The organism is Geodermatophilus poikilotrophus (assembly GCF_900111455.1).
Lineage (GTDB): Bacteria > Actinomycetota > Actinomycetes > Mycobacteriales > Geodermatophilaceae > Geodermatophilus > Geodermatophilus poikilotrophus.
The window spans coordinates 32,313-54,424 of the sequence record NZ_FOIE01000005.1; the positions used below are offsets into that span (position 1 = coordinate 32,313).

The 22,112-nt window shown below is 75.8% G+C and carries 23 protein-coding genes and 1 tRNA gene; 9 read left to right on the forward strand and 15 right to left on the reverse strand.

The annotated features are described in order from the left end of the window. Positions 1-15 precede the first annotated feature (15 nt). The 5 genes from BMW27_RS12180 to BMW27_RS23395 all read right to left on the reverse strand — a co-directional run bounded on the left by BMW27_RS12180 (position 16) and on the right by BMW27_RS23395 (position 5,488). Positions 16-1,122 carry a fibronectin type III domain-containing protein gene (locus BMW27_RS12180; protein ID WP_091444420.1) on the reverse strand — a complete coding sequence of 369 codons (1,107 nt, stop codon included), beginning with the start codon at positions 1,120-1,122 and terminating at the stop codon, positions 16-18. 139 nt (positions 1,123-1,261) lie between these two features. Continuing rightward, positions 1,262-2,923: a GGDEF domain-containing protein gene (locus BMW27_RS12185; RefSeq protein WP_091444421.1), complete on the reverse strand. Its 1,662-nt coding sequence runs from the start codon at positions 2,921-2,923 to the stop codon at positions 1,262-1,264. Then, complete coding sequence (locus tag BMW27_RS12190; protein ID WP_091444423.1) at positions 2,920-3,981, reverse strand: hypothetical protein; 1,062 nt, start codon at positions 3,979-3,981, stop codon at positions 2,920-2,922. The genes BMW27_RS12185 and BMW27_RS12190 overlap by 4 nt, the downstream gene beginning before the upstream one ends. A gap of 128 nt (positions 3,982-4,109) precedes the next feature. After that, positions 4,110-4,802 carry a signal peptidase I gene (locus tag BMW27_RS12195; RefSeq protein WP_175486492.1) on the reverse strand — a complete coding sequence of 231 codons (693 nt, stop codon included), beginning with the start codon at positions 4,800-4,802 and terminating at the stop codon, positions 4,110-4,112. Further along, positions 4,799-5,488, reverse strand: coding sequence for a hypothetical protein (locus tag BMW27_RS23395; protein WP_175486493.1), 690 nt, complete (start codon positions 5,486-5,488; stop codon positions 4,799-4,801). Before BMW27_RS23395 ends, BMW27_RS12195 begins: the two co-directional genes overlap by 4 nt. 282 nt (positions 5,489-5,770) lie before the next feature. Here BMW27_RS23395 and BMW27_RS12200 point away from each other — a divergent pair, with 282 nt between their 5' ends. Then, positions 5,771-6,658 (forward strand): PRC-barrel domain-containing protein, encoded by an 888-nt coding sequence (locus BMW27_RS12200; protein ID WP_091444425.1) that lies wholly within the window; start codon positions 5,771-5,773, stop codon positions 6,656-6,658. A 63-nt stretch (positions 6,659-6,721) separates the two neighbouring features. On the opposite strand, the gene BMW27_RS12205 is transcribed toward BMW27_RS12200, so the two are convergent. The 5 genes from BMW27_RS12205 to galU form a co-directional block, all read right to left on the reverse strand. Beyond that, positions 6,722-6,795, reverse strand: a tRNA-Ala gene (locus BMW27_RS12205). A gap of 176 nt (positions 6,796-6,971) precedes the next feature. Next, the gene (gene sepX / locus BMW27_RS12210; protein ID WP_091444428.1) at positions 6,972-7,676 is read right to left on the reverse strand and encodes a divisome protein SepX/GlpR; all 705 of its coding nucleotides are present in this window, start codon (positions 7,674-7,676) and stop codon (positions 6,972-6,974) included. Between the two features lie 154 nt (positions 7,677-7,830). Beyond that, entirely contained in the window at positions 7,831-8,451 is a 621-nt protein-coding gene (locus tag BMW27_RS12215) for a GNAT family N-acetyltransferase (protein WP_091444431.1), read from the reverse strand. An 8-nt stretch (positions 8,452-8,459) separates the two neighbouring features. After that, entirely contained in the window at positions 8,460-9,893 is a 1,434-nt protein-coding gene (glp, locus tag BMW27_RS12220; protein ID WP_245743518.1) for a molybdotransferase-like divisome protein Glp, read from the reverse strand. Between the two features lie 41 nt (positions 9,894-9,934). Next, a complete protein-coding gene (gene galU / locus BMW27_RS12225; RefSeq protein WP_091445130.1) occupies positions 9,935-10,849 on the reverse strand; it encodes a UTP--glucose-1-phosphate uridylyltransferase GalU in 915 nt (304 codons plus the stop codon). Positions 10,850-11,018: 169 nt separating this feature from the next. On the opposite strand from galU, the gene BMW27_RS12230 reads away from it, so the two are divergent. After that, positions 11,019-11,603, forward strand: a complete 585-nt coding sequence (locus BMW27_RS12230; RefSeq protein ID WP_091444436.1) for a 5-formyltetrahydrofolate cyclo-ligase — start codon at positions 11,019-11,021, stop codon at positions 11,601-11,603. Positions 11,604-11,620: 17 nt separating this feature from the next. On the opposite strand, the gene BMW27_RS12235 is transcribed toward BMW27_RS12230, so the two are convergent. Beyond that, on the reverse strand, positions 11,621-12,352 hold the full coding sequence (locus tag BMW27_RS12235) for a FadR/GntR family transcriptional regulator (protein WP_217638138.1): 732 nt from the start codon (positions 12,350-12,352) through the stop codon (positions 11,621-11,623). 118 nt (positions 12,353-12,470) lie between these two features. Here BMW27_RS12235 and BMW27_RS12240 point away from each other — a divergent pair, with 118 nt between their 5' ends. The 3 genes from BMW27_RS12240 to BMW27_RS12250 are packed head-to-tail and all read left to right on the forward strand — an operon-like array spanning position 12,471 to position 16,558. Then, a complete protein-coding gene (locus BMW27_RS12240) occupies positions 12,471-13,820 on the forward strand; it encodes an SLC13 family permease (protein ID WP_091444441.1) in 1,350 nt (449 codons plus the stop codon). A 21-nt stretch (positions 13,821-13,841) separates the two neighbouring features. Further along, positions 13,842-15,020, forward strand: a complete 1,179-nt coding sequence (locus BMW27_RS12245; RefSeq protein ID WP_091444443.1) for a CaiB/BaiF CoA transferase family protein — start codon at positions 13,842-13,844, stop codon at positions 15,018-15,020. Beyond that, positions 15,017-16,558, forward strand: coding sequence for a carboxyl transferase domain-containing protein (locus BMW27_RS12250; protein ID WP_091444446.1), 1,542 nt, complete (start codon positions 15,017-15,019; stop codon positions 16,556-16,558). Before BMW27_RS12245 ends, BMW27_RS12250 begins: the two co-directional genes overlap by 4 nt. A gap of 54 nt (positions 16,559-16,612) precedes the next feature. Here BMW27_RS12250 and BMW27_RS24040 read toward each other — a convergent pair whose 3' ends face one another. From BMW27_RS24040 to BMW27_RS12265, 3 genes are all read right to left on the reverse strand, one after another. After that, the gene (locus BMW27_RS24040; RefSeq protein WP_091444448.1) at positions 16,613-17,707 is read right to left on the reverse strand and encodes a SpoIIE family protein phosphatase; all 1,095 of its coding nucleotides are present in this window, start codon (positions 17,705-17,707) and stop codon (positions 16,613-16,615) included. Next, the gene (locus BMW27_RS12260; protein ID WP_091445131.1) at positions 17,647-18,114 is read right to left on the reverse strand and encodes a nuclear transport factor 2 family protein; all 468 of its coding nucleotides are present in this window, start codon (positions 18,112-18,114) and stop codon (positions 17,647-17,649) included. Before BMW27_RS12260 ends, BMW27_RS24040 begins: the two co-directional genes overlap by 61 nt. 71 nt (positions 18,115-18,185) lie before the next feature. After that, positions 18,186-18,821, reverse strand: coding sequence for a LysE family translocator (locus BMW27_RS12265; RefSeq protein WP_091444450.1), 636 nt, complete (start codon positions 18,819-18,821; stop codon positions 18,186-18,188). A 503-nt stretch (positions 18,822-19,324) separates the two neighbouring features. Here BMW27_RS12265 and BMW27_RS12275 point away from each other — a divergent pair. Both BMW27_RS12275 and BMW27_RS12280 read left to right on the forward strand, forming a co-directional pair. Further along, entirely contained in the window at positions 19,325-19,690 is a 366-nt protein-coding gene (locus tag BMW27_RS12275) for an FmdB family zinc ribbon protein (protein WP_091444453.1), read from the forward strand. An 82-nt stretch (positions 19,691-19,772) separates the two neighbouring features. Next, on the forward strand, positions 19,773-20,420 hold the full coding sequence (locus BMW27_RS12280) for an SAF domain-containing protein (RefSeq protein ID WP_091444456.1): 648 nt from the start codon (positions 19,773-19,775) through the stop codon (positions 20,418-20,420). A 26-nt stretch (positions 20,421-20,446) separates the two neighbouring features. Here BMW27_RS12280 and BMW27_RS12285 read toward each other — a convergent pair whose 3' ends face one another. Beyond that, a complete protein-coding gene (locus tag BMW27_RS12285) occupies positions 20,447-21,142 on the reverse strand; it encodes a YbaK/EbsC family protein (protein ID WP_091444459.1) in 696 nt (231 codons plus the stop codon). Between the two features lie 90 nt (positions 21,143-21,232). Between BMW27_RS12285 and BMW27_RS12290 the strand changes: the two genes are divergently transcribed. Beyond that, entirely contained in the window at positions 21,233-21,595 is a 363-nt protein-coding gene (locus BMW27_RS12290) for a VOC family protein (RefSeq protein ID WP_091444463.1), read from the forward strand. Between the two features lie 73 nt (positions 21,596-21,668). Next, positions 21,669-22,088 (forward strand): PaaI family thioesterase, encoded by a 420-nt coding sequence (locus BMW27_RS12295; RefSeq protein WP_217638139.1) that lies wholly within the window; start codon positions 21,669-21,671, stop codon positions 22,086-22,088. The last annotated feature ends 24 nt before the right edge of the window (positions 22,089-22,112 follow it).

The following is a 22,112-nucleotide window of genomic DNA, read 5'->3' on the forward strand; positions in this document are numbered from 1 at the left end:
GCTCCGCGGCGCCGGTCAGCAGGACGGGGTCAGCGTGGTGGTCTGCTCGGTGGACACCCACGTGCCGTCATGGGTCCAGACCCGGTAGGTGTAGGTCGTGCCGTTCACCAGGCCCGTGTCGGTGAAGGTCGTCGTCCCCATCGGCACCGTGCTGCTCCCCTGGACCGTCCCGTTCACCAACCGCCGGCCCTGGTAGCCGTCGGCCCAGGAGCTCGGGCTGGCGGTCCAGGTCAGGATGGCGGCGGGCTGCTGGGGAGCGGGACGCAGGGCGAGGGTCTGCCCGATCCACTCGGCCTGGAAGTTGCTCGACGAGGCCGAGCTGCGCACCGGCGTCGCACCGGGCCCGGCGAAGGACACGTCACCCGCCGAGACACCCTGGATGGAGGTGCCGGTCCCGGAGAGCAGCCGCCACCGTTCTGCGGTGCCCCCGGGCGCGGGGAGCTGCTCCTGGCGCTTCGTGGTGACGTGCACGAGCACCGTGTTCGCGACCGTGGTGGTCACCGAGGGAACCGTCGTGGTCTCGGAGGAGCCGGTCATCGCGTGGTGCGCGTCCACCGGGGACGTGGTGCGCACGCCCCTGTACGCGGCGATGCCGCCCGCCGTGTCGACCGAGGCCGCGAGCTGGAAGGTCGCGGTCGCGGGTTCGGTGGCACTCGCCACTCGCCAGAAGAGGGCTGACGTCACCTGGGGGGTGCCGTTGACCTGGTTGACCTGGTTCACGCTGTCACGGCGGACGAGGTTCCACCCGGTCGGTGGTGGGGTGAGCGTCGCAGGGCCACCCCAGTTGCTCACCTGGGCCACGAGGAGGTCCCCGGCGCGGGTCTCGGGAGGGGTCTGCAGGGTGAGCGACCCCGAGCCCCTCGCCGACGTCGCGCCCTGGAACTCGATGGTGCTCGACGCGCAGCTCGTCGTCGCCGTCAGGCCGGAGGGTGGCTGCAGCTGATCGGCGGCCAGGGTGTTGGCGGGGTTGGCCGTCGTGGACGTGAAGACCGCGGACGCCGGCGGCAGCGCCAGCACGGCGACCACGAGTGCCAGCACGGCGACGAGCGGCGCCAGGGCAGCGACCGGACCCACCAGGCGGGCTCCGGGAGCCCGCCGGCGGCGCCGGTGCGGCTCGTCCATCGTCTTCCATCCCTCCGTCCCCGTCCCGCGCGTCCGCGGGGTGCTCGGTCCAGGCATCGGCACGGGCCCGTTCAGGATTGAGCCGTCCACCCCCCGAGCACGCCGGTCCACCCCGGAGGAGGGAGCGCCAGGGCCTCGATCAGAGGGCCGCGTGCACCCTGGCGGGCACCGGCGGGAGGGGGATCCGCGTGACGGTCGCCTCGTCGACGGCGACGCCGCTGACCGGTCCCTCCACGCCCGCCATGTGGGCCTGGTCCCGCCCGCCGGCCTTGGCGGCGTACAGCGCGGTGTCCGCCGCGGCGAGGAGTTCCGCGGCAGGGAGGCCGGCCCCGTGCTGGCAGGCGATGCCCAGGCTCGCCGTGATCGGTCTCGGTGCCTCCACCTCCCGGAGGACCGTGCGCAGCCGGCGCGCGACCGCGACGGCGTCGTCCGCCGTGGCGCCGGGCAGGACCAGCGCGAACTCCTCACCGCCGTAGCGCGCGGCGACGTCGCCGGGCCGCACGCAGGCCCGCAGGGCTGCACCGACGCCCCGCAGGACGTCGTCGCCGGCCTGGTGGCCGTAGGTGTCGTTGAGCTTCTTGAAGTGGTCGAGGTCGATGATCAGGACCGACAGCGGCGCACCGCTGCGGGCGGCGACCGCCAGCTCCCGGTCGAACGCGGCATCGAAGGCCCGGCGGTTGGCCACCCCGGTGAGGCCGTCGGTGAGCGCGCTGGCCTGCAGGTGCTCCAGCAGCGCGACGCGGGCGAACGCCGTCGCGGCGTGCGCGACCGCCTGTTCGGCGACACCGACCCGGCGTCGCTCGATGCGCGAGCCGCTGCGCGCGTCGTCCTGGAAGGTCAGGACACCGCTGCCGCCGCCGTCCAGGCCGAACGGGACGGCGACCACCCGCCGGGCGCCCTCGAGCACCTCGTCCACCCACGGGTCGGGGCCCTTCACGGCCGCCAGGAGCGTGCTGCCCCGGTCGACCGCTGCAGCGAGCAGCGACCCCGGCAGCGCAGCGCCGACCGCCCGCAGTGGCTCGGCGTCCTGCTCCCGGTGCTTGCGGACGGCCAGGTCGACCGCCGGCACCGCGCTGCCCTCGGGTACGTGGCAGTGCACCGCGGCCAGGGGGGAGTCGGCGGCGTCGACGGTGAAGTCGAGCAGCGCCTCGGCCACCTTGGCGCCGGTGTCCGCCTCGTGCAGGGCGCCCGCCAGCCGGCGCAGCGCCTCCTCGTCGTAGCGACGGCGACGCAGCTCGCGCTCGTTCACCGCACCCAGGCCCGAGGTCATCATCGCGGTCACCCAGACGGCGACCAGGAACACCCCGTAGGGCAGGGGGTCGAAGCCCTGGACGGGGCCGTGTGCGGGCAGCAGGGCCGTGTCGACCGCCTTGAGGACCGACATGACCACGAGGGAGTGCCACAGCGCGAGCTTCAGACCGGTGCGGAACGACCCCAGCAGCGTGACGCAGATGACGTGCAGGACGATCACGTACACCACCGGTCCGGTGATGCCCCCGGCGACGTAGAGCGCCCATCCCAGGTGGACCGCGTCGAGGATGACCGGCACCGTGATCGCCGCCACCGCGAAACGTCGACCGAGCGCCGACAGCTTCTGCAGCACCAGCCCGACGGCCAGCAGGACGGCCCCCGGCACGGCGAGGGTCTCCACCGGTGGTGTCTCCGCCGTCCGGGTGATCGTCCACGCCGCGACAGGCAGCAGGACGACGACGCCGATGCGGACGGCGAGCAGCCACCGGAGGCGGTCGGCCAGGGGCAGGTTGTCCAGGGAACCCTGTGGGGACGCAGGCGTCTGGCTCATGTGGGTGCCGTCCTCGGCAGCTCGGGGAAGTCTCGGAAGTCGTTCAGTTCCTGGTGGACGCGGGCCAGCGCCAGCTTCGGGTCCCGCCGGTCGAGCCGGCCCTGCACGGCCAGGAACCCCGCGGAGACGGCGACCAGCGCGAGCGGGAACTGACCGTCCTCGACGACGGCGATCGCCGTCTCGCCCACCGCGGCGGCCACCTCGGCGACCGTCGTGGGGGACGCCTGCAACGGCGGCGCCTGGACGACGTCACCGTCCCCGCGTGGCTCGTTGCCACCCGGATCGGTGGCCGGCGGTGCCGGGGTCGGACTCGGCGTCTCGGGAGGGAGGACCGGCTCCGGCTGGGGCGCCGGGACCGTGCTGGGGAGCGGCGTCGGCGTGGGGGTCGGCGTCGGCGTCGGGGTCGGCGCGGGCGGTTCGGCTCTCGGCGGGGGTGGGGGCAGCGGCTCCGGGCTCGGGGCCGGTGTGGGGGTCGGCGCCGGGACCGGTTCGGGGACGGGCTCGAAGTCGAGGGCCCAGACGAAGGTGGCCGCGGCTCGCAGGCCCTGCGCCCGGTGGTCGTCGAGGACCGTGACGCTGATCCGGTAGGTCGTCGAGGCCGAGTCCCCGGGCCGCCAGCCCGTCGGGATCCCTGCGGCGGCCGTGCGCGGCAGCTGCGCCAGCGTCCCGCTCCACGCGGGTACGCCGGTGAAGGACGCACACCGCGCCGGGTCGCCGAGCGTCCCGCGCTCGACGGTGACGAGCAGGTGCGGGGCGAGGGCGTCCTCGGTGACCTGGGCGCTGAGCGTCACCTCACCGATCGACCGGGCGGACCCGGTCACCGCCAGCGCCACGCAGGCGGTCTCCGTGGCACCCGGGCGCAGGTCGGTGGAGGTGAACAACGCCGTGCCACCGCGGTCGTCGACCAGGCTGACCGCACTGGTGGTCGCGGCGGCAGGCTCGACCGGCAGGTCGACCGCCCCGGCCGCCAGGTGGGCGAGCAACGCGGCACCGACCAGCCAGGCGGCTCCCCGGGTGCTGAGCAGGCGCGGGGACGTGACGGGCGATGGTGGGCGCACCGTCTCCCCCTCTCTCGGCGAGGCCGCGGTCCGGTCTCCGGAACCGCTCCGGCTAGCTCATGTCTTCGGCGGCGCGCGGCGGATGTTGAGCAGGGCGGGCGGCGGTCACCACGCCGCGCCACCGGTCGTCAGCGGCGCCCGGTCCCGCGGGCCGGCACCGTGCCGGCCGACGGGGGCACGGGCGGCAGCCCGACGCGGTGGACGACGTGGTCTGCGGCCGGGGCGGTGGCGAGCCGGTCGGCGCTGGTGAGGCCGCGCGACCGCCCGGCCCGGCTGCCGGTCCCGCTGACGGTGGAGACGGCCGCTGCCGCGAGCAGGGCGGTGAGCCCACCCAGGTGGCCCCACTGCCCGGTGAGCCGCCAGTACGCGGGGAGCCCGACGTGGGGCACCCGCAGCTGCGCCTCGCCGATGACGCTGGCAGCCGGCACGGGCGTGGTGTCGTTGCTCTGGTTGGCGTCGCCCCGCGTCACGAGGTCCCCCCGCTCGTCGAAGGAGACGAGGCGGTGGAGCAGCAGCCGGTCGGCCCCCTCGGGGTCGGGGAAGAGCAGCACCTGGCCCGGCTGCAGGTCCTGCGGGAGCACCGGACGCGTCAGCACCACGTCGCCGGGCGAGATCCGCGGCTCCATCGAGCCGGAGACGACCACGTGACCCTCGAAGCCGACGAGTCGCGGGGCGAGGGCGAGGAACACCAGGCCCGCGACGGTCACCAGCAGGGCCGCGACGACTCCGCGGTACACGGCAGCCGGCCGGAGGCCCTGCTCCCCGACCTCGGGTCCGGGCACACGGGAGCGCGGGGCGCTGGTCAGGACGGGCGCGGTCACGGGGTGCCTCCCGCTTCCCCGGTGTTCCGCGCCTCCCACGTGAACGTGGCCTCGGACAGCTTGCCCTGCGCGTCGTCGTTGTCCGCGAGGACGTACGTGATCCGCAGGGTCATGGACGTGTTCTCCGTGGCTGCCGGCTCGACGACGATGCCGGAGCCGAAGTCCCGGTGCTCGGTCCTGAGGTGTGCCAGCGTCCGTGAGGTCGCGTCCGGGACGCCTGGGTGGGTGCGGTCGAGGAACGTCGCCGTGGCTCTCGGGGTGAACCCGCTGCAGTCGACCGCCACCTCGGTCTCCGGGTCGACGTCCACGCCCCGCTCGATGCTCATCACCAGGTAGGGGTCCAGGTCCTCCGCGCCGGCCGGCGACCCGGTCCCGTCCGGCTCGATGTACATGCGGATCTCGGCCTCCAGACTGCCCGTGTAGTCGATCCGGATGCAGCGCGACCCGGTCGAGCCGGGCTTGAGGAGACCGTCCTCCGCGCTGAAGAGCGGGGTGAACACGGCCCCGACCTTGGCGTTGTTGTCGAGGTCGACGGTCCCGGTCTCCCACGAGTTGCCGGGGTTGTGGGTGGTGGCCGAGAAGGCCGCGTGGGTGGCGCCCCAGGTCAGGGCCAGGCTCGTCACGAGGCCGACGGGCACCGCCACGGAGAGGGCGGTGCGGCGAGCCCGGGGGGCGCGGTAGCGCACGGCAACTCCTCCGACGACGGTGGGACGCAGCGGCCTGCGTCCTCGACACCAGTGGCATCGGCGCCACCGAGAGACCTCTGAGGAGCCGGGCCGATCCCCTCACCCGATCGGGTGGTGGCCACCGGCCACGCCCTGCCGGGCGCCCGTGGTCGGGGGGTCGTCACCCGCCCCGTCCCGGAACCCGGTTGCGGCCGGGCCTCGGGGGTAGCCCCGTCCACGGGGAGACGGACCGGCGGAGACACCGCCGCGGGTCCCGACCGACGACCGGACGAGGAGGCGGCCATGGGCCTGCCAGCACGCGACGAGGCCAGGGCGTGGGTCGGCTGGACCGTCGTCGACCGCGAGGGGACCGAGCTCGGCGCCGTCACCGCCGTCCTCGCCGACGAGTCCACCGGCCGGCCGGAGTGGCTGTACGTCGAGGTCGAGGGGGCCAGTGCCGTCGTCCCGGCGCTGGACGCGGAGGGCTCGGACGGCCGGGTGACGGTCGCGGTGACCCGCGCCCAGGTCACGGCCGCCCCCTCGGTCGGCGGTGCGCAGGCGCTGTCCACGGACCAGGAGGCCGACCTCTACCGGCACTACGGGATCGAGGCGTCGAGCGAGGACTCGGAGACCCTGCTGCCCGCCGCTGCGGACGCCTCGGGGTCGACCGGTCGCGGGACCGTGCTCGCCGCAGGTGCCCTGGCCGCGGTGGCGGGGATCGGCGTGGTGCGGGCCCGCTCCCGGCGTCCGGTCGTCCGGCAGCCGTGGTCCCGGCGGCTGTGGGCACGCCGCCCGTGGGCGCCGCGCCCGCCGTCCCGGGCCGAACTGGTCGCCGGGCAGGTCCGCGCCGTCTCCGTCCGGGCGAGGACGGGTGCCCGGCACGCCGTGCGAGCGGCCGGCCCCATCGCCGCATCGGCCGCGGAGTCGGCACGGCACCGGGCGGTCCTGGCCGGCGAGGGAGCCCGGCACGTCGCCCGCACGGCCGCCCCGCTCGCGATCACCGCTGCCGAGTCGGCACGGCACCGGGCGCTGCTGGCCGGGGCGGGAGCCCGGTACGTCGCCCGCACGGCCGCCCCGCTCGTGGCCGCGACGGCCGAGTCGGCACGGCACCGGGCGCTGCTGGGCGCCGAGCAGCTGCGTCACGCCGCCCGTCTGACGTCGCACACGATCCGGACGTCCACCCGCACCTGACCCGGGCAGGAACGCGGAGAGCCCCGCACCGGCGGACCGGGCGGGGCTCTCTGGGTGTCGGGGTGGAGCTGAGGGGATTCGAACCCCTGACCCCCTCGATGCGAACGAGGTGCGCTACCGGACTGCGCTACAGCCCCTGACGGGAGACGAGCTTACCGCCCGCCTCCAGCCGTGCCCTCACGGGGGTGGCCACCCGCGAGGTGCTGGAAGGACCCCCTCGCGGAGACCCACCTCGAGCCTGGTGCCGTGATGGAACGGGCCCCTTCCAGGGCACCGCCCCGAGCTCGCGAGGGGTGGGGAGGAAGGGGGTCCTTCAGCCGTTGGCGACCCGGCGCGGCTGGTAGACGTCGATGTCGGCGAAGCCGATGTCGTCGTCGTCCAGGCCCACGACGGCGCTGTTCTGCCAGCCGGCCGGAGCGGCGGTGCGGGCGGCCACGACCCGGCCGGGGCGCAGCGGGTGCACCGGCGCCAGCGGCAGGCTCGGGTGCGGCAGGCCGACGGTGTGGTGGTGCACCTCCGCGGCCGGCGCCTCCTCGGCGGGGGCCGGACGGGGTGCCGGGACCGGACGGGCGGCCGGCCGGCGCGCGGTGCGGGCGGCGGCCCGGGCGGCGCGGCGGGCGGCCAGCCGCTCCCGGCGGGCAGCGGCCCGCAGCACCACCAGGTAGGCGACCACCGCGAGGTCGAGCACACCCTGCGCGATCCACAGCCACGGGCTCCAGACCAGTGCGCCCACCAGCGCCAGCAGCGTGAGGGCGACCAGGCCGGCCAGCGTGCGGCGGCGGACGGCGTGGACGTCGACCCGCAGCTCACCGGAGGTCAGCAGCGCGGCCCGGTCGATCGAGACCCGCTCGGTCTCGGCGAAGACGGCAGGGTCGACCGCCCGCCGCCGCTGCAACGTCCGGCCCGCGTCGGCCCCCGTGGAGCGGACCGCCGAGGAATCACCGCGGGTCACCACCATGGGCACCAGCACGACGAACCACAGCACGACCAGAGCGGCCAGCAGCACACCCGAACCCATCTGAGAACACCACCCGTCACACGCGTCACCTGCCGGGCGAAGTTACGGCCTGTGCTCCTCCGTTCGAGGGAGGCGCGCGGCGTGTCATGGGTGTCGTGTGACTGGAGTGCCGGACCGGCGGCGTGTCGACCCGGCGACACGCCTCCGCCGCTGGTCAGCGTGGTAGGCGCGACTCCCACCGGGCGACGACGCCACCGGGCACGTCCTCGGCAAGCAGCGCGAAGGTGTCGTGGTCGCGCCAGTCGCCGTCGATGTCCAGGTACCGGCGCAGCAGGCCCTCGTGACGGAACCCCAGCCGGTGCACCAGCCCCCGGCTCCGTGCGTTCTCGGGGCGGATGTCGGCCTGCAGCCGGTGCAGCCGGGCAGGTCCGAAGGCGTGGTCGCACACCAGCGCCACGGCCAGCGAGGCCATCCCCCGGCCGGCGACGGCGCGGTCGATCCAGTACCCGAGGTTGCCCGAGCGCAGCGCGCCGCGGACGACGTTGTCGATGGTCACCTGCCCGGCCAGCCGGCCCTCCACCCGGACGACGAACGGCAGCGACATGCCCATCGCGGCCCGGCGCAGCACGGCCCGGCGCATCGCCCGGTACGCCGCCGGCGTGTGCCGCGCCGCCCACGACCCGGCCGCGGTCGGCTCCCACTGCGCCAGCCAGTCCTCGTTGGCCCGCCGGACCCGGCTCCACTCCTCGGCGTCCCACCGGCGCGGCGGGTGCAGCTCGACCGGGCCCCGGACCAGGTGCGCGGGCCACCCGGGCCGCAGGGCGGGGTCGACCACTGCGCCGCTCAGCCGCCGAGCAGCAGGGGCATGACGGTGACCAGCCCGCCTGCGGCCACCTCGGTGACGTCCTCGTCGACCACGATCAGGCAGTTGGCCCGCGCCATCCGCGCCAGCATCGCCTCCTCGCTGGAACCGCTGCCGTCCCCGAGCGGCTCCACCACGTAGCCGCCGTCCGGGTGGCGCATGACCTGCCCGTGCAGGTACTGCCGGTAGCCCAGCGGGGAGACCAGCCGCTCCGCGGCGATCGCCTGCACGGTGCGCCGGAACAGCTGGCGCTTGCCCAGCATCATCCGGATGGCCGGGCGCACGAACACCTCGAAGGCGACCAGCGCGGCGACCGGCTCGCCGGGCACGCAGATGACCGGCACCGAGTCCCGCCCGAGGCGGCCGAAGGCCTGCACCGGCCCGGGGTGCATCGTCAGCTGCGAGAAGTGCATGGGGCCGAGCCCGGCCAGCGCCTCCTGCACCACGTCGCCCCCGCTGGCGAAGGTGCCGGCGACGAGCAGCAGGTCGCTGCGGAGCAGCTGGCTCTCCAGCACCTCCGACAGCCGCCGGGGTTCGGTGGGGAGGATGCCCCAGCGGTAGGCCTCGGCCCCCGCGTCGCGCGCAGCAGCTGCCAGCGCGTAGCTGTTGACGTCGACGACCTGGCCGGGACCGGGCTGCGTGCTGATGTCGACGAGCTCGCCGCCCGCGGAGAGGACGGCGACCCGCGGGCGCGGCCGCACCTGCACCCGGTCGCGGCCGACCGCGGCGAGCAGGCTGATCTGCGCCGGGCCGATCGGGGTGCCCACCTGCACCGCGGTGGTGCCCGGCGCGACGTCGTCCCCCGCCCGGCGCACGTAGCTGCCGGCTCCCGGGCCGGCGTGCACGGCGACCTCCACCATGCCGCCGTCGGTCCACACCGCCGGGACGACGACGTCCGCGCCGGCCGGCAGCATCGCGCCGGCAGCGACCTTCTGCGCCATGCCCGGACCGATCGACGCCGGGCCGGTGGGGCCGGCGACGGTCTCGCCCACCACCGAGAGCCGGGCCGGCTCGGCGGGGGTGGCGCCCTCGACGTCCATCGCGCGGGCGGCGTAGCCGTCCAGCGCGGCCTGGTCGAAGGCCGGCAGCGCGCGCCGGCTGACCACCTCCTCGGCGCAGAGCAGCCCCTGCGCGTCGAGGACGGCCAGCTCGATCGGGTCCGGCTGCGGCACCGCCGTGAGGATCTCGTCGAGGTGCTGCTCGACGCTGCGCGGGGGCGCCGGCTCGGCCGCCGCGGGCGGCGGGGGGACGGCGCCGCGCTCGATCGCCGTCGTCTCGTGCACGGGCGTCCCGACGGCGGCGTCGGCGGCGGGCGAGGGCGCCGGCACGTCCCGCACCGGGGTGCCGGAGCGCAGGTCCAGCGCCGTGGTGTCCCGGTACCCCGGGACCGTCCCGTCCCTGTCGTCCTCGGTCATGCCCACCACGGGGGTCGATGCTGCCCCCTGACCGCCTCCGCTCAGGCCTCCGACGCGCCCGCAGCAGGCAGGTCGGCCACGAACCCGGCCAGCCAGGTGCGGAAGCCGGGGCCCAGGTCCTCGCGCTCGCTGGCCAGCTGGACGACCGCCTTGAGGTAGTCCAGCCGGTCGCCGGTGTCGTAGCGGCGGCCCGAGAACACCACGCCGTGCACCGGCTCGCCGCGCTCGACGAGGGTGGCCAGGGCGTCGGTCAGCTGGATCTCCCCGCCGCGGCCGGGCGCGGTCTCGCGCAGGACGTCGAAGACCTCGGGGGCCAGCACGTAGCGGCCGATGATCGCCAGGCTGCTGGGCGCCTCGTCGACCGGCGGCTTCTCGACCAGGCCGGTGATCGCGACGACGTCGGTGCCGCCGGGCTCGACGGCGACCGCGCCGTACTTGTCGATGTTCTCCCGGCCGACGTCGAGCAGCGCCACCACCGAGCCGCCGTGCTCGGCCTGCACCTGCAGCATCTGCTCGAGCAGGTGGTCGCGGGCGTCGATGATGTCGTCGCCGAGCAGCACGGCGAACGGCTCGTCGCCGACGAAGGCGGCGGCCTGCAGCACCGCGTGACCGAGCCCCCGCGCCTCGCCCTGGCGGACGAAGTGCACCTGGGCGATCTCGGTGGAGGCGTGCACCGCCGCGAGCCGGGCGGCGTCGCCCTTCTTCTCCAGCGCGGTCTCCAGCTCGGGGTGCCGGTCGAAGAAGTCCTCGATCGCGGCCTTGTTGCGGCCGGTCACCATGAGCACCTCGCCGAGCCCGGCGCGCGCGGCCTCCTCGACGATGTACTGGAGCGCGGGCCGGTCGACCACCGGCAGCAACTCCTTGGGCACCGCCTTGGTGGCCGGCAGGAATCGGGTGCCCATCCCGGCGACGGGGATGACGGCCTTCCGCGTCGGGCGGGTGCTCGGAGTCGGCATGCGCGCGAGCCTAGTGACCGGGCACCGGAGCCCCCGCGTGGTGCCGTCGGGCCGCCGCCGGCCGGGGAACCGGGTCGTCGTCGGCGACACGCGCGCGGACACGCCGTCCGCGCCACCGGTGCGGGGCGGACGGACCGGCACCTCCGGGCGACCTGGCTAGCCTGCGCCGGTGACCTCCCCGGACGACGTGACCGAGGCCAAGGTCGTCCTCCGCGCGCGGTTCCTCGCCCGCCGGCAGGCCCGCTCGGCCGAGGAGCGCGCTGCCGCCAACGCCGCGATCACCACCGCCCTGCTGCGCGGACTGGCCGGCACGCGGACGCTGGCCGCCTTCGCCCCCGACCCGACCGAGCCCGGCGCGGGCCGGCTGCCGGCGGCCTTCACCCAGCTCCGCTCGCGGGTGCTGCTCCCCGTGGTGCCGGGCGACGGCAGCGAGCTGTCCTGGGCCGTCGACACCGGCCGGCTGGCCCCGGGCCGCTTCGGGCTGCTGGAGCCGGTCGGCCCGCGGCTGGGGCCGACCGCGATCGGCGCGGCGGAGGTCGTCGTCGTCCCTGCGGTGGCGGTGGCCCGGACCGGGGTGCGCCTGGGCCGGGGCGGCGGCTACTACGACCGCGCGCTGCAGCACGTCCGGCCCGACGCGCGGCTGGTGGCCATCGTCTTCGACGACGAGCTGGTCGACGAGCTCCCCGTGGAGCCGCACGACAAGCGGGTCACCGCGGTGGTGACCCCCTCGGGCGGCTGGCTCGACCTGGCCTGACCCGGGCCGGACCGGCCTCAGCCGTCGTCGTCGGCGAGCAGCGGGACGTCGGAGACCAGCTCGATGTGCGCGGTCATCGCCGCGGCGGCCGCCGGCGCGTCCCCGGCCCGGATGGCCTCGGCGATGGCGCGGTGACCGGCCAGGCTGCGCGCCGGCCGGCCCGCCTGGGACAGCGACTCGATCCGGCTCTCCCGGACCAGGTCGGCGATCTCGGCCATCAGCCGGCCGAGCAGGGGCGCGTGCCCGGCGGCCGTCACGGCCGCGTGGAAGCGCTCGTCCCCACCCACCCCGCGCCCGCCGCTCCGCACGTCCTCGGCCATCGCGTCCAGAGCGGCGTCGATCTCGGCGAGGTCGGCCTCGGTGCGACGGCGGGCCGCGAGGGCGGCCAGCCGGACCTCGAGCGCCTGCCGCGCCTCGATGACGTCCCCGAGGTCGTGCCGGCGGGCGCGCAGCGCCGCGAGCACCGCCTCGGAGCGCGGCGCGGCCAGCAGGACGGTGCCGTCGCCGTGGCGGACCGACACCACGCCGGTGACCTCCAGCGCCACCAGGGCCTGGGCGAGCGTCGCGCGGCTGACCCCCAGGCGGACGGCGAGGTCGCGCTCGGCGGGCAGCCGATCCCCCGGGCCGAGACCGCTCTCGTCGGCCCAGGAGACCAACTGCTGGACGACCTGCTCGTACAGGCGGGGGGAGCGGCGGAGCGGCTGGAGGCCGCCCGGGGCGGACGCTTCCGGCTCACCGGGCGCGGACACGTGTCCCTCCCTGCATGCTGTCGGCGTGGCGCATGACACAGTGTCCCCGACGCCAGTGGCTAGGCCACTGAGCCACTGCACGAGGTGTCCCAGTCCTCCGACGCCGTAGGAGCCCGTCGTGTCACCGGAGATCGTCACCATCATCGCGCTGATCGTGATCTTCGCGATCGCGACGTTCCTGCCCATCAACATGGGCGCGCTGGCCTTCGTGGCCGCGTTCCTCGTCGGCACGCTGTCGGTCGGGCTGAGCACCGACGACATCCTCGCGGGGTTCCCCGCGGAGCTGGTCGTGACCCTGATCGGCGTCACGTACCTGTTCGCGATCGCGCAGAACAACGGCACCGTCGACCTGCTGGTGCGGGGCGCGGTGCGGCTGGTCCGCGGCCACGTGGCCGCCATCCCGTGGATCATGTTCGCGGTCACCGCGCTGCTCACCGCGATCGGCGCCCTCTCCCCCGCCGCGGTCGCGATCATCGCCCCGATCGCCCTCGGCTTCGCCGCCCGCTACCAGATCAACCCGCTGCTCATGGGCATGATGGTCATCCACGGCGCGCAGGGCGGCGGCTTCTCACCGATCAGCGTCTACGGCGTCACGGTCAACACGATCGTCGAGACCGAGGGGCTGACCACCAGCCCGGTCACCGTCTTCCTGGGCAGCCTGCTCTTCAACCTGGCCATCGCCCTGGTGCTGTTCTTCGTCCTCGGCGGCCGCCGGCTGCTCGGCCGGAAGGTGGGCGTCACGGCCCCGGCCACGGCCGAGCACGCGAAGGCCACCGTCGTCAGCGGCCACGGCGCCCCGCCCGGCCCGGCCGTCGGCGGCGGCAGCGGCAGCGGCGACGCGGTGGACGGCGAGCCCGAGCGCCCGCAGAAGGTCACCCTCGACCAGGTCCTGACCCTGATCGGCCTGGTCGCCGTCGCCGTCCTGGCGCTGGTCTTCGACCTGGACATCGGCTTCGTGTCCATCACCGTCGCGACGGTGCTCGCGCTGTTCGCCGCCGCCCGGCACAAGGGCGCGGTCAGCCAGATCAGCTGGTCCACGGTGCTGCTCATCGCCGGCGTGCTGACCTTCGTGTTCGTGCTGCAGGAGGCCGGCACCATCGACTACGTCGGCGAGGCGGTCATCGGTCTGGGCATCCCGCTGCTCATCGCGCTGCTGCTCTGCTACATCGGCGGCGTGGTGTCGGCGTTCGCGTCCTCCACGGCGATCATCGGCGTCGCCATCGCGCTGGCCGTGCCGTTCCTGCAGGCCGGTGACATCGGCACGGTGGGCGTCATCGTGGCCCTCTCGGTGGCCTCGACGATCGTCGACGTCAGCCCGTTCTCCACCAACGGCGCCCTGGTCCTGGCCAACGCCCAGGACGTGGACCGGGACCGCTTCTACAAGCAGATCCTCGCCTACTCCGGGATCGTCGTGACCGTCGGACCGTTCCTGGCCTGGCTGGTCTTCGTCGTCCCCGGCTGGCTGTAGACCCCCGAGAGAGAGGCCCTCGTGCCCGGACCGCTGGACGGCGTCCTCGTCGTCGACCTCACCCGCGCCCTCGCCGGACCGCACGCCGGGATGATGCTCGGCGACCTCGGTGCCCGCGTCATCAAGGTGGAGAACCCCGGCACCGGGGACGACACCCGAGGCTGGGGGCCGCCGTTCCTCCAGCCCGAAGGAGCCGACCGGGAGTCCACCTACTTCCTGTCGACCAACCGCAACAAGGAGTCGATCACCCTCGACCTCAAGGACGACGGCGACAAGGAGCTGCTGCGCGAGCTCGTCCGCCGCGCCGACGTGCTGCTGGAGAACTTCCGGCCCGGCACGCTGGCCCGGCTGGGCTTCGGCACCGAGGTGCTCGAGCAGCTCAACCCGCGGCTGGTCACCCTCTCGATCAGCGGCTTCGGCCACGACGGCCCCGAGGGCGGGCGGGCCGGCTACGACCAGATCGCCCAGGGCGAGGGCGGGCTGATGTCCCTGACCGGGGCCGGCCCGGACGACCCGCAGCGGGTCGGCGTCCCGATCGGCGACCTGCTGGCCGGCATGTACGGCGCCTACGGGGTGCTGGCCGCGCTGATCGAGCGGCAGCGGACCGGCCGCGGCCAGGTCGTGCGCACCTCCCTGCTGGCGGCGATCGTCGGCGTGCACGCCTTCCAGGGCACCCGGTGGACGGTGGCCGGCGAGGTCGGCCGCGCGCAGGGCAACCACCACCCCTCGATCGCGCCGTACGGGCTGTTCCACTGCAGGGACGGCAGCGTGCAGCTCTCCTGCGGGTCGGAGGGGCTGTGGCGGCGGCTGTGCACCGAGTTCGGTCTCGACCCGGAGGCGCCGGGGCTGGCCACCAACAGCGAGCGGGTGGCCAACCGGGCACAGGTGATCGAGCTGCTGGAGCGCGCGTTCGCCGACCACGCCCCCGAGGAGCTGCTGGCCCGGCTGGCCGACGCCGGCATCCCGGCCGGCAAGGTCCGCACGCTCGACGAGGTCTACACCTGGGACCAGACGCTGTCGCAGGGCCTGCTGGTCGACGTCGAGCACCCCACGCTCGGCCGGCTGCAGCTGCCCGGCCCGCCGCTGCGCTTCTTCACCCCCGGTCCCGACGGCGAGACCGAGACGACCCGCCGCGAGCACGCCGCGCCGCCGGTGCTGGGATCCTCCGACGAGGCGGTCCGGGCCTGGCTGGCGCAGTGACCCGTTCGCTCGACGCCCGGGGGCTGCGCGACCTGGTCCTCGATCCCGGCTCCTGGAAGAGCTGGGACTCCCCCGTCCCCGTCGGAGACGTGCCGGAGTCCTACGCCGCCGAACTGGCCCGGGCGGCACGGGAGACGCGGCAGGACGAGTCGATCACCACCGGCGAGGGGTTGCTCCGCGGCCGGCGGGTCGCCGTGATCGCCGGGGAGTTCGGCTTCCTCGCCGCGTCGATCGGCGTGGCCGCCGCGGACCGGCTCATCGCCGCGGTCGAGCGGGCCACCGAGGAGGGGCTGCCGCTGCTGGCCGCCCCGGTCTCCGGCGGCACGCGGATGCAGGAGGGCACCGTCGCCTTCCTGCAGATGATCGGGATCACCGCGGCGATCGCCCGGCACAAGGAGGCCGGGCTGCCCTACCTGGTCTACCTGCGGCACCCCACGTTCGGCGGCGTCCTGGCCTCGTGGGGGTCGCTCGGGCACGTGACCATCGCCGAGCCCGGCGCGTCGATCGGCTTCCTCGGCCCGCGGGTCTACCAGGCGCTCTACGGCGAGCCGTTCCCCGAGGGCGTGCAGACCGCCGAGCACCTCGCCGAGCACGGGCTCATCGACGCCGTCGTCCCGCACGAGGAGATCGCCGAGGTCGCCGACCGGGCGCTGCGCGTGCTGGCCGCCCGGCAGACCTGGCACCGGGACGTCGCCGACGCCGAGCGGCCCACCGCCGAGGACGGCACCGAGGCCGACGACCCCGAGGACGGGCGCAGCGCCTGGGCGGTGGTCACCGCCTCCCGCCGCGAGGACCGGCCCGGTGTGCGGCGGCTGCTGCGGACGGCGGCCACCGACGTCGTCGGCCTGTCCGGCACCGGCGCCGGCGAGAAGGACCCCGGGTTGCTGCTCGCGCTGGCGCGCTTCGGCGGTGCGCCGTGCGTCGTCCTGGGTCAGGACCGCCGCGGGCAGTCGCTGTCGGCGCCGCTCGGGCCGGCGGCGCTGCGGGAGGCCCGGCGCGGGATGCGGCTGGCCGCCGAGCTGCGGCTGCCGCTGGTCACCCTGATCGACACCCCCGGCGCGGCGCTGTCCAAGGAGGCCGAGGAGGGCGGCCTGGCCGCGGAGATCGCCCGCTGCCTCGAGGACATGGTGGTGCTGCGGGCGCCGACGCTGGCGGTGCTGCTGGGGCAGGGCACCGGCGGCGGGGCGCTGGCGCTCGCGCCGGCCGACCGGGTGCTGGCGACGGCCAACGGCTGGCTGGGTCCGCTGCCTCCGGAGGGGGCCTCGGCGATCGTGCACCGCACCGTCGACCGGGCCGGCGAGATGGCCGCGCACCAGGGCGTGCGGGCGACCGACCTGTGGCGGGCCGGGATCGTCGACCGCGTCGTCCCCGAGCGGCCGGACGCGGCCGACGAGCCGGTGGCGTTCTGCCGGCGGCTGGGGCGGGTGCTCGGCGAGGAGCTGGCCGGCCTGCTCGGCCGGGACGACGGCGAGCGCCTCCGCACCCGCCTGCACCGGTACCGCCACCTGGGCCGCCGAGGTCCGGCGACGATCAGCTGAGCTGGTCATCGCGTCCCGAGCCCGACGGTGGCCGGTGAACGGCTCCCGCGGCCGTCAGCCGGCGTCCGCGCCCTCCCGCAGGCGCAGGCTGTGGTCGGGGTCGAGGCGGTCGAGCACCGCCTGCAGCGCGTTCCCGAGGGCGTGGGTCTGCTCGTCGGTGAGCGGGTCGAACAGCGCCGACCGGACGGCCTCGACGTGGCCGGGGGCGACCGACCGGACGACCTCCCAGCCGGCGTCGGTCAGCACGGCGACGTTGCCCCGGCCGTCCTCGGGCGAGGGCTCGCGGCGCACCCAGCCACGGTCCTCCAGGCGGGCGACGGTGTGGGACAGCCGGCTCTGCGACTGGTTGGCCCGACGCGCCAGGTCGCTCATCCGCCGGCTGCGGCCGGGCGCCTCGGACAGCATGGCGAGGACGACGTAGGCGGCGTGGCTGAGGCCGGCGTCGCGCTGGAGCTGGGCGTCCAGCACCCGGGGGAGCAGCTCGGAGACGCTCAGCCACGTCCGCCAGACCCGCTGCTGCTCCTCGTCGAGCCACCGCTGCGCCACGTCCGGCACCGTACTGGTGAGCGAGCCGGCTCCGGGCCGCCGGAGCTGCCCCTCGACGCGGATGGCGAGCGCGGCGATGTCGTCCTCGCGGTCGCAGCGGACCGGGTCCAGCACGCGGTCGAGGATGGCGTCGGCCGGCAGGTGCTGCAGGCCGTCGAGCGTCCGGCTCAGCGCAGTGGTGCCCTCGTCGATGTCCTGGCCGGTGCTGCGGCGCTCGATGAGCCCGTCGGTGTAGAGCACCAGCGTGCTGCCCACGGGCAGGTCGGCCGTGGGGTCGCGGCGCGGCCGGGTGGGGTCGATGCCGACGAGCAGGTCCGGTGGGGTGCGGAGCACCCGCACCGCGCCGTCGGGGAGCAGCAGCAGCGGCGGAGGGTGCCCGGCGTTGGTCCAGCGCAGTCGCCGGGACCCGCCTCCCGACCGTGACGGTGCCGGGCCACGACCGGTGGGCCGCGACTCCGTTGCGCAGCCCCACCGTAGTCCGGCCGAGCCCTCCCGTGCTGTGACGCAGGCTCCTGAGCAGCGGGGATGCTCGCCGCGCCGGCTCAGCGCAGCGGGATGTCGTGCCCCGGACCGCGCTCGTCGTCCCCCCGCGGGCCGTGCCACCGCCGGTCGGCCTCGGCGATGGGGACGTCGTTGGTGCTGGCCTCACGACGGCGCATGAGCCCGCGCTCGTCGAACTCCCACAGCTCGTTGCCGTAGCTGCGGAACCACCGGCCCCCGGCGTCGTGCCACTCGTACTGGAAACGGACGGCGATGCGGTCGTCGGTGTACCCCCACAGGCTCTTGCGCAGCACGTAGTCGAGCTCGCGTTCCCACTTGCGGGTCAGGAAGGCGATGATCTCCGCCCGGCCGGTCAGGAACTCCTCGCGGTTCCGCCAGACCGAGTCCTCGGTGTAGGCGAGGCTCACGCGGTGCGGGTCGCGGCTGTTCCAGGCGTCCTCTGCGGCTTGCACCTTGGTGAGCGCGCTGGTGCGGTCGAACGGCGGGAACGGTGGGCGGGGCTCGGTCACGGCGGCGTTCTCCTCGGGTGCGCGGACCACCCGGTCCTGCCCCGGCCGGCGACGGGTCACCCGTCGTCCGGTCAGCCCCCGGGCAGGGCGAGCCGCAGACCGGAGCCGAGCAGGGCGGCCCCGGTGACGCCCTCGACGGTCCGGCTGACCGCCGGGCGCTGCAGCCACCGGCGGGCGGCCACCGCACCGAGGACGAGGACGGTGAACCAGACCAGGCTCATCGCCGCGTGGACGAGGGCCAGCAGCACGCCCATCGCGAGGGCCGGCGTGCCGGCCGGGAGGAACTGCGGCAGCACGGCCACGTAGAAGGCGCCGACCTTCGGGTTGAGCAGGTTGGTCAGCAGACCGGTGCGGGCCGACCGCCAGGCTCCGCCCGGCGCGGCCGGAGCCGAGCCGGCGGGCGCGGCGGCACGGGAGCGGACCAGGCGCCACAGGATCCGCCCGCCGAGCCAGACGAGGTAGCCGGCGCCGACGAGCCGGAGGGCCGCGTAGGCGACGGTGGAGGCGGTGAGCAGGGCCGACACCCCGACCGCGGCAGCGGCGCCCCACGCCAGGACGCCGCCGACCACCCCGAGCGCCGTGGCGAAGGCGTCGCGCCGTCCCCGCGCGACGGCGGCGCGCAGGACCAGGGCGGTGTCGAGGCCCGGCGTGACGGTGAGGAGCAGGGCGACGAGGGCGAAGCCGAGCACGGCCGCCTGCACGCTCACGGCCCGGTTCCTGCTGCACTGGCCACGATCGGAGCGTAGTGAGGTGCCACCCGCGAGGACTCCGACCGGGACGGGGTGGCCTCGACCCGCGTGCGCCACGCCGCAGCGCCGAGGTCGACCGCCCCCGAGTACTGGACCACCCACCGGAACGACGTGCCGCTGCCGCCGTACTCCTCGCCCTGCAACGCCGGGCACGACGTGGTGCCGGGCTGGGTGACCCGGCCGTCGCCGTCTCCGCGGCGTCCCTCGCCGGGCTGGTCGTCGCTCGGGGTGCACGAGGGGGCCGGGTGGGACGGTGACCGTCGCCCGGGCCACTCGCTCGCCCGGCCCCAGCGCCGACTGCGGCCCGACCCCCCGGCGGACTCGTATCCGTCCAACGAGACACCTCTCGCGGACGTGACACTCGCCGCCCGCACGTGGACGGGCGCCGTCGCGGCGCGCATCATTGGCAGTCGCCGGGTGAGAGTGCCAGTCCGGCCCGTCCGACGAGGAGTACCACCACCGTGCCCACGTACCAGTACGCCTGCACCAACCCCGACGGGAAGCACCAGTTCGAGGTGGTGCAGAGCTTCACCGACGCCCCGGTGAGCGAGTGCCCCGAGTGCGGCAGCCCGGTGCGCAAGGTCTACGGGTCGGTCGGCGTGGTCTTCAAGGGCTCGGGCTTCTACCGCACCGACAGCCGCTCCACGGCGTCGTCGAAGGGGTCCGGCTCGTCGTCCGACGGCGGGAAGTCCGACGGCGGGAAGTCCGACGGCGGGAAGTCCGACGGCAAGACGGACGCCGCGCCCGCCGCCAGCAGCAGTTCGTCGTCCTCGGGCTCCTCGTCGGGCAGTTCCAGCTCCACCTCGAGCAGCGCCGCCGCCAGCTGACCCGCGGTCCACAGGCGGTCGCCGGCTCCACAACCCGGCGTCCGCTGCCCCAGCGGCGGCCGCGGGCGGCCAGCCTGTCGGCATGGTCCGCCTCCGCCGGCCGCGCCGGCCGCTGCACACCGCCCGGCAGGTCCTCGCCGCGCTGCTCGCCGCCACGGCCCTCGTCGTGGCCCTCCGCCCGGCGCCGGCCCCCTCCCCCGCGCCGGCCACCGTCCCGGTCGTCGTCGCCGCGGCCGACCTCGGGCCGGGCGCCGTCCTCACCACCGGGGGTGTCTCCGTCGCGCCCTACCCACCGGAGCTGCGTCCGGCCGGCGCGGTCGAGGACCCGGCCGCGGTCGTGGGTCGGGTCCTCGCCGGCGGCCTCCGGCCGGGCGTGCCGCTGACCGACGCCGTCCTGGTCGGGACCGGCCCGACCGACCGGCTCGGCACCGGACAGGTCGCTGCGCCGGTGCGCCCCGCCGACCTCGCGGTCACCTCGCTGGTGCGGCCGGGCGACCGGGTCGACGTCCTGGCCACGCCACCGGGCGCGGTGCGCGCCGAGGTGATCGCTGCCGGAGCCCCGGTCCTGGCCGGCCCCGGGCAGGAGGACGACGGACTGCTGCTGGTCGCCGTCGACGCCGACACCGCGGCGCGGCTCGCCGCCGCGGCCACCACCGCGACGCTGACCCTCAGCCTCCCGCCGCGCTCGGCGGGTGGTGCTGGACCGGCTGCGACCCGGGTGGGTGGATGACGCCGGAGCGGCCCGGGCCGCCGTCCTCAGTCGCTGCCCCAGTGCGGCGGGCGGTCCTCGAGGTAGCGCCGATCAGCGGCCGACAGCTCCTCGGGGCGCTCGCCCCAGCCGACGTCCCAGTCGTCGGGCGCCCGCCCGGCCGGCGCCGCCGGAACGTGGCGCGGGGGCTCGGCGACCGGGCGGCCCAGCCCCTCGAGGACCTGCACGGCGGGCAGCGCGGCCAGTGCGGCCCCGGGCACCGCCAGCTTGCTGCCCCGGGTGCCCGACCCGATCACGACGAGGTCGGCGGCCGCGACGTCCGGGTCGACCAGCACCGGCCAGGACGGCGGGAGTCCCAGCGGGGAGATGCCCCCGTACTCCATGCCGCTCTCGGCGACGGCGACGTCCTGCGGCGCGAACGAGACCTTGCGGGCGCCGAGGTGGCGGCGCACCAGGCCGTTGACGTCGGCGCGGGTGGTCGCCGGGACGAGGCAGGCGGCCAGCTCGGTCTGCCCGGCGCGGCGCGCGGCGACGACCACGCAGTTCGCCGAGACCTCGAGCGGCACGCCGTAGGCCTCGGTGAAGGCGGCGGTGTCGGCCAGGTCGGCGTCGATCGGGGCGACCCAGGCGGGCGCGGTCAGCGCGCCCAGCGCCGCGGCCACCGGGGCGGCGAGCAGCTCGGGGCGGTCGGCGGCGGGGGTCCAGGTCAGCGTTCCGAGCCGGGGGGCGGTCGAGGAGTCCACGGGGACGATCCTGCCCCGGTGGCCGGATCGTCGCGGCGAGCGGCCGGATCACCGCTGGTCCGGCACTCCCGCGCCCCGCAGGATGGGTCCATGATCGGCCAGCTGCACTCCGTCGTCATCGACGCGCCCGACGCCTACGCCCTCGCGACCTTCTACGCCGACCTGCTGGGGATGGAGGTCAGCAAGGGCTCCCCGGGCGACGACTGGGTCGTCGTCACCGGCCAGGGGTACCGGCTGGCGTTCCAGCAGGCGCCGGACCTGCGGCAGCCGGACTGGCCGGACCCCGAGCGACCCCAGCAGTTCCACCTCGACGTCCGGGTGGCCGACATCGGGGAGGCCGAGCCGAAGGCGCTCGCGCTGGGCGCCCGCACGCTCCCCGGCGGCGGGGGCGACTTCCGCGTCTACGCCGACCCGGTCGGCCACCCGTTCTGCCTGGTCTGGGACGCCTCGTGAGCGAGCTCGCGAGCTCACGGAGGAACACGGCAGCGCCGCGAACGCGGCCGACGAGCGTCAGCGAGGAGGACGCGTGAGCGCCGACCTGCCCGCGGTCGACCTGGACTCCGCCAGCCGCTTCGTCGCAGCCACCGGGTTCCAGGTCGGCGAGGTCGGTGCCACGCGCGTGACCGGGACGGTCCAGGTCGGGCCGGAGCAGCACACACCCTGGGGCGTCGTCCACGGCGGGCTCTACTGCGCCGTCATCGAGTCGGCGGCCAGCATCGGGGCCAGCGTCGCGGTGGCCGACGACGGGCAGTTCGCCGTCGGGGTCAACAACAACACCGACTTCATCCGCTCGATGACCGAGGGCCGGCTCGACGTCGTCGCCGAGCCGGTGCAGCAGGGCCGCACCCAGCAGCTCTGGCAGGTGCTGCTGACCCGGGCCGACGACGGCAAGCTCGTCGCGCGGGGCCAGGTCCGGCTGCAGAACGTGCGGCGACCCGGCGCGTGAAGGAGGACCCCCCTGCCCCCCGCC